This window comes from Microbacterium sp. CFBP 8801, assembly GCF_014839455.1.
GTDB lineage: Bacteria > Actinomycetota > Actinomycetes > Actinomycetales > Microbacteriaceae > Microbacterium.
In genome coordinates this window covers 20,110-32,755 of the sequence record NZ_JACYNU010000002.1, presented here as the reverse complement: position 1 = coordinate 32,755, position 12,646 = coordinate 20,110, and the positions used below count along the sequence as shown (strand labels likewise).

Genomic DNA, 12,646 nt, shown 5'->3' with positions numbered 1-12,646 from the left:
GTGCGTCGGCGGTTCCCCCCTCCGCCCCGGCCCCGGCTGTCAGCGGGGTCGGCGGATCTCACGCCAGAGGTCGACCTCATCGTCGTCGCCGGAGCCGCCCTCGCCGCGGGAGCGCCCGACGACCGTCACCGCCACCTCGTGGTGCGGCGACGTGCGGATGATCAGGCGCTCCGAGACGGCATCGCTGAGGACGGATGCCAGTTCCGTGCGGATGCCGTCGAGGTCGGCCGCGCCGAGCCCCGCGAGCCCACCCTCGTCGAAGAGGTTCACCACGGCCCCGCGTCGGCGCGCGGCGTCGATCTCGGCGCGGACGCCGTCGTCGAGCAGGCGCGTGCCGCGCAGCTCGTCGCGGAGGCTGGCCTCGGCGCGGCGCGCGGCGGCCTTGTCGGACGGCCGGAGGTTGCCCCCCGACTCGATGGTGCGGGCCAGCACGGGGCCGGCCGCCTGCAACGCCCGCTGCACGTGGATACGACGTTCCCGCTGCCGGCCGCTCTGCGAAGCCTGCCAGGCCGACGCGGCCTGCTGCAGCTCCGCGAGATGGTCGGCGTCGCGGGCCGTGCGATCCAGAGCGATCATCACGAGCTGGGCGGCGGCGACCCAGACCAGCGAGCCGACGAGACCCAGGCTGAAGGCGGCGAGGGGTCCGAGCCAGAACGACGCCGACAGGGTGAGCACCGCCATGCCGACCCACGCGACGATCGGACGCCGACGGATCATGATGATGGTCATCAACGCGCCGATGGCGCCGATCACCCAGGTCACGAACGGTTGCGTCCGGCCCGCCTCGGTCACCGCGAAGAAGGTCGCGTTGGGGACGACGACGGCCGCCAGCATCGCCAGCGCCACGCCCCAGTTGGGCACGCGCCGCGCCACCCGGGGTTCGGCGGACTGCTCGGGGGTGCCCGTGCCGATCGCGAAGACCCACAGCCACGTCACCGGCAGGTACAACACGAGCGCGGCCACGATCAGCCACCCGCGTTCGACGGTGTCGGGCTCGGTCCACAGCAGACCGCGCGCCGCGAGATAGGCGGTGAATGCGAGGGCGATCCCCGAGAGGATGGAACGGACGGTCACCAGCGGTCACCGCTCTCCCACTCGAGCGTGACGGTGGTGCCCGTCGGACCCGACTCAATGTCACTGCGTCCCCCGACCGCCGTCAGGCGGGCGATGATCGAGCCCCGGATGCCGAGACGATCGGGCTGGATCGAGTCGAGCACGAATCCGCCTCCGGAGTCGCGCACGCGCACGGCGACGCCTCCGGGCGCGGCATCACCGGTGAGCTGGACGGTCAGCCCCTGCGCGTCGGCGTGCTGCACGGCGTTCGCGACGGCCTGCATCGCCGCGAGCACGAGCGCACGGGCCACGCGTCCGGGCACGCGGGGAGTGCCCTCCTCGACGCGGCGCGCCACCTCGATCTCCACACCCAGGTCGCGCGCGGCGATCTCGATGTCGTCGGCGAGCCTCGAGGCGGGGACCGGCTCGTCGCTGCCCTCGAGGGCGTCCTTCTCGGCGTTGGCCAGACGCGTGAGAGCCTCACGCGCCATGCTGACCGCGAGGGTCCGCTCCCGCGGGGTGCCGGCGCGCTCCGCGGCCAGCAGAGCCCCCAGCACGCTGTCGTGCATCAGGGCCGCCACCGCGATGCGCTCGTGCTCGCTGGCGGCGGTGGCCGCCGCGGTCGCGTAGCTCGACACCGCGAGCGTGCGGGCCTGGTCGACGTTGGCCGCGATCGAGCGGTACATCCACGCCAGGGTGAGCAGCACGCTGCCGAGGATCAGCGCGAACGACACGTCGAGCAGGATCGGCACGATGAACTCGGGCCGCCCGCCGGCCTGCACCAGCCGGACGACGCCGAACAGCAGAGGTGCGGCGATCGTCCACGCGATCTGGAACGGCAGCGGGAAGGCCACGACCGCGGCGACCGTGGCGACGTTGACGAGGTAGAAGATCCACGGGTTCTCGGTGGGCACGGGGGTCGGGCCGCCGGCCGTGGCCACCGGCCAGAGCGCGAGCGCGACCAGGAAGAGAACGGCGAAGATCCCCGAGAACGTGCGGGCGAAACGCCCCACCGCGCACGCCACGATCATGGCGACGAGCGGGACGAACACGCCGATGACGAGGGGCAGATGCCATCCCGCGGCCTCGTCGCCCGGGACGAACGCGGCGACGAACGCCTGAGCCCCCAGGACGAGGGACGCCGGCCCCACGATGATCGTGAGGACCCGCTCGATGCGGGTCTGCGTGAAGGAACCCGTGTCGGCTTGGACCTCACGAGTGTGGGGGATGCGTCCCCACGCTTCGTCCAGGACCGACCGGTCGTTCTCACCCATGGCCCGCGGGGGCGTCGGGCGCGTCGTGCAGGATGCCGTCTTCCATGGCCCGCCGCAGCAGGTCGACCTTGGTCGGCGCCGGGCGTCCGACCTCGACGTACTTCACCCGCACGCGCGTGATGTTCTCTTTCGCGGTCGAGTACGCCACTCCGAGCCGCTCTGCGACGGCTTTGAGCGGCAATCCGGCCGCGTACAGCCGCAGGACCTCGCGCTCACGCGCCGACAGCTGAGCGTCGGCGAACTCGCGGTCGCCCTCGACCGCGCTGGCCCACTCGACGTTGTCGAGCAGTTCGCCGCGGGCGACCACCGCGATGGCGCCCAGGACCTCGTGCGTCGGAGACGACTTGCTCACGATGCCGGCCGCTCCCGCGGCGAGCGCCTCGCGCACAGCGGCGGCGCGATCGGCGACGCTGTGGATGATGACGCTGGATCCGTCGCGCACGACGCGGTCGACGTTCTCGGACACCGTCGTGCCATCGCCGAGGGTGAGGTCGAGGACGACGACATCGGCCGGCGACGTGGCCGACGCGCGACGCCAGGCGAGGTAGGACGAGACGTTCGCGCCGGAGAAGACCACATCGGTGGCTTCGGTGCGCGTCAGTGCGGCTTCGAGTCCGAGCCGGACCGACTCGTGATCATCGATGAGGGCGACGCGCGTCATTGGTTCATCGTATCCATGCGGAGGTGCCGTGCGAGGGCTTGCAGACCCGCCGATCGGCGGGTCATCGGCGAAGAACGGCCACCGCTTCGACGTGATGCGAGTGGGGGAACAGGTCGACGCCACGGATTCCGCGATCGGCGCGATACCCCAGGTCGGCGAATGTCGACAGATCGCGGGCCAGGGCCACCGGGTCGCACGCGACGTAGACCACCGTCGAGGGGGCCAGGGCGGCGATGCCCTCGACGACCTCGCGGCCCGCCCCCGCGCGCGGCGGGTCGAGCAGCACCACGCCGCGCCCGAGGCGCTCGCGTTCGCGCTCCGAGGCGTCGGCGGCGAGCTTGGCGACGAAGCGGTCGGCGCGAGCCGTCTCGGCGCGCGCACCGATCCACTCGGCCAGGTTCTCACCCGCGTGCTCGGTGGCGCGCGGGTCGGACTCCACGCTGACGACACGCGTCGAGGGGCCACCGAGATCGCCGAGGGTAGCGGCGAACAGGCCGACCCCGCCGTACAGGTCGAGGTGCAGCGCCTCGGGGTCGAGGCCGCCGATGGCCGCGATCTCTTCGGAGACCAGCGAGGTGAGGGTGCGCGCCGCGAGGCGATGCACCTGCCAGAAGCCGCCGGCGTCGACGCGGAACACGCGATCCCCCACGCGCTCCTCGACGACCTCGGGCGCGGGACGCGATTTCACGCCGTCGGGTCGCACGAGCACCCGGACGCGGCCGTCGGCCGGCTGGACGAGATCGATGCGACCCGGCTCACTCCCCCGCAGGGCGGCGGCGGCGCGGGCGACCTCGGCGGTGGCGAGGGGCAGGTCGGGCGTCTCGATCACGCGATGCGAACGGGCGGCGTACGCGCCGACGCGGCCGCTCTCGTCGACGTGCAGGCTCACGCGGGTGCGCCATCCCGTGCCGTCGGCGGACTCGGGGTCGGCGTCATCGCCGGCGGAACGCACCTCGACCGGGAGGTCGAGGCGACCCACGCGCTCCAGGGACTCGCGGATGACCCGCTTCTTCAGCGCGCGCTGGTGCTCGAGGGCGATGTGCCCGAACTCCGCACCGCCGGGACGCTCTGCCGGATCGACGTCGATGTCGGCCGCCGCCCACACGTGCGGTCGCCGGTCGGCTGCGGCGTCAAGCACCTCGACGGCCTCGGCACGCCAGAACGCCTTCTTGCGCGTGTCGGTGACGCGCGCGCGCACGCGCTCGCCGGGCAGGGTGTCGGAGACGAACACCACGCGCCCCTCGTGCCGCCCGACGAAGACGCCGCCGTGCGCGATACCGGTGATGTCGAGATCGATGAGGTCGCCGTCGTGCATCCTCCGAGCCTGTCACATGCGGCCGGGACACCGCGCGGCGCCGGCGCCGCGGACGGAGCACCGGGAGCCTGTCGAACGGCCGGGGCGGTGGCGACGGCCCCGACGGGTCGGGTGCCGCCCGGCGGTGTGCCCGCACGTGGGTAGCGTGGACGCATGCGCGTGTGCCTGGCATCCACTTCCCCCGCCCGACTGATGCTGCTGCGCCAGGCGGGGATCGAACCCGAGGCGCGCGCGCCGCAGGTCGACGAGGAGGCCGTGATCGCCGAGGTGGAAGCCGCCGAGGGGCGACGCCTGCCCGCCGCCGAGCACGTGCTGCTGCTCGCGCGGCGCAAGGCCGCCGACGTCGCTCAGCGCCTGAGGGCCGACGATCCGGACTTCGAGGGCTTCGTCATCGGGGGCGACTCGATGTTCGAGCTCGGCGACGAGATCCTCGGCAAGCCCTACACGCCCGAGGCGGCGACCGCGCGCTGGCGCGCGATGCGCGGACGCACCGGGGTGCTGCACTCGGGGCACTGCGTGTTCCGCCTCTCCCCCGGCGCCGCGCCCACCGAGGCGTCCGCCGTCGCCGAGGCCTCGGTCACCTTCGCCGACGACGTCGACGACGACGAGATCGCGGCCTACGTCGCCAGCGGCGAACCCCTGTTGGTGGCCGGGGCGTTCACCGTCGACAGCCTGGGGGGCGCGTTCATCCGGGAGGTGCAGGGCGACCCGTCGACCGTCGTCGGGATGTCACTGTCGACCGTGCGCCGCCTGGTACGCGAACTCGGCGGCTCGTGGACGGACCTCTGGAACCGTTCGTAGACTCCCGCACACGTTTTTCGGCGTTTCTTGTCGAGGAGGGTCAAAAGGGAGGGGGGACCCCTCGCTAGGCTGGGAGGATGCCGAAGATCGCCAAGGTCCTTGTCGCCAACCGCGGCGAGATCGCCGTCCGAATCATCCGTGCCGCCCGGGATTCGGGCAAGGCGTCCGTCGCCGTCTACGCCGACCAGGACCGCGACGCCCTGCACACCCGCCTCGCCGATGAGGCCTACGCGCTCGACGGCGCCACCAGCGCCGACACCTACCTCTCCATCGACAAGATCCTCTCGATCGCCCGGCGCTCCGGCGCCGACGCCGTGCACCCCGGCTACGGCTTCCTCGCCGAGAACGCCGACTTCGCCCGCGCCGTGATCGCGGCGGGGCTCGTGTGGATCGGTCCGTCCCCGGATGCCATCGAGGCCCTGGGCGACAAGGTCACCGCCCGCCACGTCGCCGAGAAGGTGGGCGCCCCGCTCGCCCCCGGCACGCCCGGTCCCGTCTCGGGCGCCGACGAGGTCATCGCCTTCGCCGAGCAGGTGGGGCTCCCCATCGCCATCAAGGCCGCCTACGGCGGCGGCGGACGCGGGCTCAAGGTGGCGCGCGAACTCGACGAAGTGGCCGAGATGTTCGAATCGGCCACGCGCGAGGCCGTCGCCGCCTTCGGCCGCGGCGAGTGCTTCGTCGAGAAGTACCTCGACAAGCCGCGCCACGTCGAGACCCAGTGCCTGGCCGATGCGAGCGGCAACGTCGTCGTCGTGTCGACGCGCGACTGCTCGCTGCAGCGTCGCCACCAGAAGCTCGTCGAAGAGGCGCCGGCGCCGTTCCTCACCGACGCGCAGAACGAGATCCTCTATACGGCATCCAAGGCGATCCTGCGCGAGGTCGGCTACGTCGGTGCCGGAACCTGCGAGTTCCTGATCGGCGCCGACGGCACCATCTCGTTCCTCGAGGTCAACACGCGCCTGCAGGTCGAGCACCCCGTCTCGGAAGAGGTCACCGGCCTCGACCTCGTGCGCGAGCAGTTCCGCCTCGCCGAGGGCGAGGAGCTCGGCTACGACGACCCCGCCCCGGTCGGCCACTCGATCGAGTTCCGCATCAACGGAGAAGACCCGGGTCGCGGATTCCTGCCCCAGCCCGGTCCGATCCACGTCTTCAAGACGTTCGGCGGCCCCGGCATCCGCCTCGACTCGGGCGTGACCGCGGGCGACAGCGTCTCGGGCGCGTTCGACTCGCTGCTGGCGAAGATCATCGTGACCGGCCGCGACCGCGCCGAGGCGCTCGAGCGTTCGCGCCGCGCGCTCGACGAGTTCGAGGTCGCCGGCATGCCCACCGTGCTCCCCTTCCACCGCAAGGTGGTCCGCGACCCCGCCTTCACCGCCGAGGACGGCACGTTCGGCGTCTTCACGCGGTGGATCGAGACCGAGTTCGACAATGACATCCCCGCGTGGGACGGCGAGCTCGAGGCTCCCGCCACCGCCGCCGGCCGGCACACCGTCGTCGTCGAGGTCGCGGGCAAGCGCCTCGAGGTGAGCCTGCCCGACCGCATCTCGGCCGCCGCTCCGCAGGTGGGCCGCCCGGCCGCGGCCCCGCCGTCCCGACGCTCGCACGCCGCCTCGCCCGCCGCCGGCGCCACCGGCGACGCGGTGAAGTCGCCCATGCAGGCCACGATCGTCAAGGTCGCCGTCGAAGAGGGCCAGCAGGTCGTCAAGGGCGACCTGGTCGTCGTCCTCGAGGCGATGAAGATGGAGCAGCCCCTGCAGGCCCACAAAGACGGAACCGTCACCGGCATCGACGCCACCGCCGGCACCACGGTGTCGGCCGGGCATCAGCTGCTGCTGATCAGCTGACGCGCACCGCATCCGTTCGACGCCGCATCCCTCTCGGGGTGCGGCGTCGTCGTTCCTCGCGGGGTCGGTTGGTGCGCGGGGGTGCGCCCCGCCGCGACGTACGCCGAGCGAGTGACGCGAGGGTCCCCCACCCGCATGAACGCTGATCCTGCGGAGAAACGCTCACGCACCCCGTTTATGCGCAGGAACGGCGTTTGCGTGTCTGCGCGCGGCACGAGCGCGGGCTCGGGCGGGGCGCGCGGCGCGCAGCGGGGGACGGATGCCGCGGAGCGCGGCATCCGGAAGGCTCAGTCCTCGCCGGGATCGTCGCGGTCGACGATGTGCATCGCGCGCGCGGCGTCGGTGATGCTCGAGGTCAGGGACGGGTACACCGCGAAGACGCGGGCGACCTGGTCGACGGTGAGGCGGCGCTCCACGGCGATCGCCAGCGGGTAGATGAGCTCCGAGGCCTTGGGCCCGACGATGACGCCGCCCATGACCGTTCCACTGCCCTGCCGGGCGATGATCTTGACGAAGCCGTCGGTGATGCCCTGCATCTTCGCGCGCGGGTTGGCCGAGAGGGGGAGCTTCTTCACGACGCCCTTGAAGCGTCCCTCGGTCACGTCCTGCTCGCTGAAGCCGACGGTGGCGATCTCGGGGGCGGTGAAGATGTTGGCCGTGATGCGGCGGGTCTCGAGCGGGATGACGATGTCGCCGAGCGCGTGGAAGATGGCCTGACGCCCCTGCATCGACGCGACGGATGCCAGCGGCACGAAGTTCGTGCAGTCGCCGGCCGCGTAGATGTTCGGCACCGAGGTGCGCGCGACGCGGTTGACGCGGATGTTGCCCCCGGGAGTCATCTGCACACCGGCCTGCTCGAGACCGATACCGGCGGTGTTGGGGATCGAGCCGACCGCCATCAGACAGTGGCTGCCCTCGATCGTGCGTCCGTCGGCGAGGGTGACGAGCACGCCGTCGCCGGTGTTGATGACCGACTCGGCCCGCGCCTTCGCCAACAGCGTCATGCCGCCGCGCTGGAACACGCGCTCCAGCACGGCCGCGGCATCCTGGTCCTCACCGGGCAGCACCTGATCGCGGCTCGAGACGAGCGTGACCTTGGCACCGAGGTTCATGTACGCCGACGCGAACTCGGCGCCCGTGACGCCCGAGCCCACCACGATGAGGTGCGCGGGCACGGACTTCATGTTGTACAGCTGCGTCCACGTCAGGATGCGTTCACCGTCGGGCTGCGCCGAGGGGAGCTCGCGCGGCGAGGCGCCCACCGAGACGACGAGCGTCTCGGCCTCGATGCGGTCGAAGTCGGTGCCGCCGGCCTCGGTAGAGACCACCACCGCGGAACCGCCGTCGAGCCGGCCGTGACCCGAGATGATGCGCACGCCCGCCTCGAGGAGCGAGCTGCGCATGTCATCGGACTGCTGACGGGCCAGCGAGAGCAGGCGCTGGTTGACGGCGGCGAGGTTGATGGCCACCTCGGGGGTGAGGGGCTTGCCGCGGTCGTCGCGGGCGAACAGCTGCACGCCGAGGTCGCTCGCCCCGCGGATCGCGACGGCCGCATCGGCGGTGGCGATGAGGGTCTTCGAGGGGACGACGTCGGTGATGACGGCCGAACCGCCCACGCCCGCGCGCTCCACCAGGGTCACGTCGGCGCCCAACTGCGCGGCGGACAGGGCCGCCTCGTAGCCGCCGGGGCCGCCCCCGACGATCGCGACGGACTGCTTGCGCTCGAAGCTCTGCACCATGGCATCCATTGTGTCAGCGTCGTCTGCGTCGGCGACACGCGAACGACCCGTTGTGCCCGCGTCTGGCCCCGGGGGCTCCGCGCTTTCTAGAGTGGAGGCATGTCCAACAGCACTTCTCACCCGCTCGATGACCCGGCGGTCGACCCGTTCGAGGTCGCCACGGCCGCAGCGGCCGACATCGCCCGCCTCTCCGGGGTCGAGCACCACGACATCGCCGTGACCCTCGGGTCGGGGTGGGGACGCGCCGCCGAGCTCATCGGCGAGGAGACGGCGTCGTTCCCCGCCACCGAGGTCGTCGGTTTCTCGAAGCCCGCCCTCGAGGGGCACGTCGGCACGCTCCGCAGCGTCCGCACCCCCGGCGGCAAGAACGTCCTGGTCATCGGCGCGCGGACACACTACTACGAGGGTCACGGCGTACGCCGGGTCGTCCACAGCGTGCGCACGGCCGCCGCCACGGGGGCGACCACGATGATCCTCACCAACGGCGCGGGCGGCATCCGCGAGACGTGGACGCCCGGGCAGCCCGTGCTCATCAGCGACCACATCAACCTCACCGCCGACTCCCCGCTCGAGGGCGCGACCTTCATCGACCTCACCGACCTGTACTCGGCGCGGCTGCGCGCCATCGCGCGCGAGATCGACCCCACGCTCGACGAGGGCGTCTACACGCAGTTCCGCGGTCCGCACTACGAGACCCCGGCCGAGGTGCAGATGGCGAAGACCATCGGCGGACACATCGTCGGCATGTCGACGGCCCTCGAAGCGATCGCCGCGCGCCAGGCCGGCATGGAGATCCTGGGCTTCTCGCTCATCACGAACCTGGCCGCCGGCATCCAGCAGACCCCGCTGAGCCACGCCGAGGTGCTCGAGGCCGGCCGCGAGGCCGAGCCCGTGATCTCGGCGCTGCTCGCGCGCGTGATCGGCGCGCTGTGAGCGCGTACCTCGACGCGGCCCGCGCGTGGCTCGCGCAGGATCCGGATGCCGTGACCCGCGACGAGTTGTCGGAGCTCATCGCCCGGGTGGAGACGGGAGATGCCGAGGCCGAGGCCGATCTGGACGACCGCTTCTCGACCCGCCTGGCGTTCGGCACGGCGGGCCTGCGCGGAACCCTCGGCGCCGGCTCCAACCGCATGAACCGCGTGCTCGTCGCGCAGGCTGCGGCCGGATTCGCCGCGTACCTGCTCGAGCATCGCCCCGGAACGCCGACCGTGGTTGTCGGCTACGACGGGCGTCGCAACTCCGACGTCTTCGCGCGCGACTCGGTCGAGATCTTCACGGGAGCGGGGCTGAACGCCATCCTGCTCCCCCGCATGCTGCCCACCCCCGTGCTCGCGTTCGCGGTGCGTCACCTGGGCGCCGATGCCGGCGTCATGGTGACCGCCAGCCACAACCCGCCCGACGACAACGGGTACAAGGTGTACCTCGGCGGCGTCGACCAGGGGGCGCAGATCGTGTCGCCCGCCGACGCCGAGATCGCCGCCCACATCCAGCGGATCGCCGACGAGGGCAACGTCACGGTGCTCCCCCGGTCGGTGGGCTACGCCAACGCCCCCGAGTCGGTCGTCGACGCCTACGTCGCGGCCACCGCGGCCGTCGCCCCCGCCCCCGTGGGAGCCGCGGGACTGCGGTGGGTCTATACCGCGATGCACGGCGTCGGGTGGGAGACCGTCTCGCGCGTGCTCGCCGAGGCGGGGTACCCGCAGCCCACGGTCGTCGAGGCGCAGATCCACCCCGACGGGCGGTTCCCGACCGTGGCGTTCCCCAACCCCGAGGAGCCGGGCGCGATGGACCTCGCGTTCGAGACCGCGCGCGAGGCGGACGCCGAGCTCGTCATCGCGAACGACCCGGATGCCGACCGCCTCGCCGTCGCGATCCCCGACTCCGACGCCGAGGCCGGCTGGCGCCGCCTGACCGGCAACGAGATCGGGCTGCTGTTGGGCTGGCGCGCGGCGCGGGCTGCGGCGTCCGCGCGCGACGACTCTGCGCACGACGCCCGGGACGCGGACGCGGGGGCCCCGGCATCCCTCGCCTGTTCGCTCGTGTCGTCGCCGGGCCTGCAGGCGGTCGCCGAGCACTACGGACTCGACTTCCACTCCACGCTCACCGGCTTCAAGTGGATCTCGCGGGCACCGGGCATCGTGTTCGGCTTCGAAGAGGCCCTGGGGTACCTCGTGAACCCCGTCACCGTGCGCGACAAGGACGGCATCTCCGCCGCCGTCGCGCTGCTCGAGATGGCGGCCGATGCCCGCGGCCAGGGCCGCACCGTCGCCGACCTGCTGCAGGAGTTCCGCGACACGTTCGGCGCGTTCGCGAGCGATCAGATCTCGATCCGCGTCAGCGACGTGAGCGAGATCGGCGGGATCATGGCATCCCTCCGCGCCCAGCCGCCGTCCGCGATCGGCGAGACCGCGGTGACGCGCATCGACGACCTGCTCGACGGCGTCGACGGCTTCCCGCCGGGCGACGTGCTGCGCCTGTGGCTCGATGACGGCTCGCGCCTGATCGTGCGTCCCAGCGGCACCGAGCCCAAGCTCAAGCTGTACCTCGACGTGCGCGGCACGTCGGCCAAGAAGGCGACCCGTCGCCTCGCCGCGCTGCGCGCGGGGGCGGAGGCGTTGCTGGTGTCGATGCGCTGAGGGGCGCGGCGCGGGGCCGGCGCGGCGCGGGGCCGGGCGGCGCGGCGGCGCGGCGCGAACGGGGCGCGATCGGTGCAACGGGGCGGTCGATGATCGCCCCGTTGCACCGATCCCGCCCCTATCCCGAGCTCCGCACGGTTCCTCCCCCGCGGGCAGGTTTGCGGCGCCGTCCCCAGACGGCCCGATCTGTGTGAGAGCCACCCCACGAAGAAGACACAGTGGGTCGATGGACCCCCACGCCGTGCCGCTTCTTCGACGTGCCGATCTGGTCGAGCGCGGATGGCACTCCCGCCGCGTCCGGCGTGAACTCGACGTCGGGTTCCTGCGCTCCATCCGCCCGGGGATGTACGCCCGGGCGGCCGACGTGGATGGGCTCAGCCGCGAAGAGAAGATCGTCGTGAAGGCTCGTGCGCTGGCCCGCACGAGCGGGTCCCCGCCGGTGTTCTGCGGACTCACCGCCGCGGCTCTGCTGGGGCTGCCCTGCCTGCGAGACGACGGCGGTCTGCACGTCCTCACGGCCGAATCGCGCCCGAGCTCCGGCGCGGGGGTGGTGCGCCATCGCTCCCTCACCGAGGGGACGGAGCTGGTGGAGGTGGAGGGGCTGCACTGCACGCCTCTTGCACGCACGATGGCGGATGTCGCGCGCGCGGAGACGCGAGAGGTCTCGGTCAGCATCGCCGATGCGGCACTGCGAGCTCGGGCGTTCTCTTCACCCGGCCGGTACGACGTCGATGACGCGGAGCGCCTCCGCGAAGAGGCGTTGAGCTGGGCGCGCACGTCGCCCCGGGGTCGTCGCGCCGCCGAGAAGGTGCTGCTGTTCGCCGACGGGCGCGCCCAGCTGCCCGGTGAAAGCGTGAGCCGTCTGCGGCTGCACGACCTCGGCTTCGCACCGCCGTCGCTCCAAGTCGGGGTTCCCGGACCGCACGGCAACACGTATTGGGTCGACTTCGGCCTCGACGATGTCGCCGCGTGGGGCGAGTTCGACGGTCGCGTGAAGTACCGGGGTATCGCGGCGGCCGAAGGCAAGACCCCTCAGCGCGTCATCGAAGAAGAGAAGCGCCGAGAGGACTGGATCCGCGGGACCACGCGGCGCCACGTCATCCGGTGGGGCTGGGAGGATCTCGGCGACGCGGCCACGCTCGGCCTTCGCCTCGCGGCCTTCGGCATCACTCCTCCGCGCGGCGGGGCGCAATCGGTGCACCGGGGCGCGCAATGACCGCCCCGTTGCACCGAACCCGCCCCACACCAGGCGACGCCGCGCGGCACGGCACGGCGGCACGGCACTGCACGACACCGCGCGGCACGGCACGGCGGCGCGGCACT

10 protein-coding genes are annotated in these 12,646 nt (G+C 72.5%); 5 read left to right on the top strand and 5 right to left on the bottom strand.

Annotated elements, in window-relative coordinates; translation table 11 throughout:
- Nucleotides 1-39: 39 nt before the first annotated feature.
- From IFR11_RS03090 to IFR11_RS03075, 4 genes are all read right to left on the bottom strand, one after another.
- A complete protein-coding gene (locus IFR11_RS03090; protein WP_191915187.1) occupies nt 40-1,074 on the bottom strand; it encodes a hypothetical protein in 1,035 nt (344 codons plus the stop codon).
- A complete protein-coding gene (locus tag IFR11_RS03085; RefSeq protein WP_191915186.1) occupies nt 1,071-2,327 on the bottom strand; it encodes a sensor histidine kinase in 1,257 nt (418 codons plus the stop codon). The genes IFR11_RS03090 and IFR11_RS03085 overlap by 4 nt, the downstream gene beginning before the upstream one ends.
- Nucleotides 2,320-2,988 carry a response regulator transcription factor gene (locus IFR11_RS03080; protein ID WP_055834424.1) on the bottom strand — a complete coding sequence of 223 codons (669 nt, stop codon included), beginning with the start codon at nt 2,986-2,988 and terminating at the stop codon, nt 2,320-2,322. The genes IFR11_RS03085 and IFR11_RS03080 overlap by 8 nt, the downstream gene beginning before the upstream one ends.
- Before the next feature lie 61 nt (nt 2,989-3,049).
- Complete coding sequence (locus IFR11_RS03075) at nt 3,050-4,303, bottom strand: class I SAM-dependent RNA methyltransferase (protein WP_191915185.1); 1,254 nt, start codon at nt 4,301-4,303, stop codon at nt 3,050-3,052.
- 153 nt (nt 4,304-4,456) lie between these two features.
- Between IFR11_RS03075 and IFR11_RS03070 the strand changes: the two genes are divergently transcribed.
- Both IFR11_RS03070 and IFR11_RS03065 read left to right on the top strand, forming a co-directional pair.
- On the top strand, nt 4,457-5,104 hold the full coding sequence (locus IFR11_RS03070; RefSeq protein ID WP_191915184.1) for a Maf family protein: 648 nt from the start codon (nt 4,457-4,459) through the stop codon (nt 5,102-5,104).
- A 77-nt stretch (nt 5,105-5,181) separates the two neighbouring features.
- Nucleotides 5,182-6,948: an ATP-binding protein gene (locus IFR11_RS03065; protein ID WP_055834416.1), complete on the top strand. Its 1,767-nt coding sequence runs from the start codon at nt 5,182-5,184 to the stop codon at nt 6,946-6,948.
- A gap of 287 nt (nt 6,949-7,235) precedes the next feature.
- Here IFR11_RS03065 and IFR11_RS03060 read toward each other — a convergent pair whose 3' ends face one another.
- Nucleotides 7,236-8,696, bottom strand: a complete 1,461-nt coding sequence (locus IFR11_RS03060) for an NAD(P)H-quinone dehydrogenase (protein ID WP_191915183.1) — start codon at nt 8,694-8,696, stop codon at nt 7,236-7,238.
- 90 nt (nt 8,697-8,786) lie between these two features.
- Between IFR11_RS03060 and IFR11_RS03055 the strand changes: the two genes are divergently transcribed.
- The 3 genes from IFR11_RS03055 to IFR11_RS03045 all read left to right on the top strand — a co-directional run bounded on the left by IFR11_RS03055 (nt 8,787) and on the right by IFR11_RS03045 (nt 12,539).
- The gene (locus IFR11_RS03055) at nt 8,787-9,620 is read left to right on the top strand and encodes a purine-nucleoside phosphorylase (protein WP_055834410.1); all 834 of its coding nucleotides are present in this window, start codon (nt 8,787-8,789) and stop codon (nt 9,618-9,620) included.
- Complete coding sequence (locus IFR11_RS03050; protein WP_191915182.1) at nt 9,617-11,323, top strand: phospho-sugar mutase; 1,707 nt, start codon at nt 9,617-9,619, stop codon at nt 11,321-11,323. The genes IFR11_RS03055 and IFR11_RS03050 overlap by 4 nt, the downstream gene beginning before the upstream one ends.
- Before the next feature lie 226 nt (nt 11,324-11,549).
- Entirely contained in the window at nt 11,550-12,539 is a 990-nt protein-coding gene (locus IFR11_RS03045) for a hypothetical protein (RefSeq protein ID WP_191915181.1), read from the top strand.
- Nucleotides 12,540-12,646: the final 107 nt, after the last annotated feature.

Coding starts and splice junctions, on each gene's coding strand:
- IFR11_RS03070 (WP_191915184.1), top strand. CDS start 4,457: ATGCGCGTGTGCCTGGCATCCACTTCCCCCGCCCGACTGATGCTGCTG.
- IFR11_RS03080 (WP_055834424.1), bottom strand. CDS start 2,988: ATGACGCGCGTCGCCCTCATCGATGATCACGAGTCGGTCCGGCTCGGA.
- IFR11_RS03055 (WP_055834410.1), top strand. CDS start 8,787: ATGTCCAACAGCACTTCTCACCCGCTCGATGACCCGGCGGTCGACCCG.
- IFR11_RS03085 (WP_191915186.1), bottom strand. CDS start 2,327: ATGGGTGAGAACGACCGGTCGGTCCTGGACGAAGCGTGGGGACGCATC.
- IFR11_RS03060 (WP_191915183.1), bottom strand. CDS start 8,696: ATGGATGCCATGGTGCAGAGCTTCGAGCGCAAGCAGTCCGTCGCGATC.
- IFR11_RS03065 (WP_055834416.1), top strand. CDS start 5,182: ATGCCGAAGATCGCCAAGGTCCTTGTCGCCAACCGCGGCGAGATCGCC.
- IFR11_RS03075 (WP_191915185.1), bottom strand. CDS start 4,303: ATGCACGACGGCGACCTCATCGATCTCGACATCACCGGTATCGCGCAC.
- IFR11_RS03045 (WP_191915181.1), top strand. CDS start 11,550: ATGGACCCCCACGCCGTGCCGCTTCTTCGACGTGCCGATCTGGTCGAG.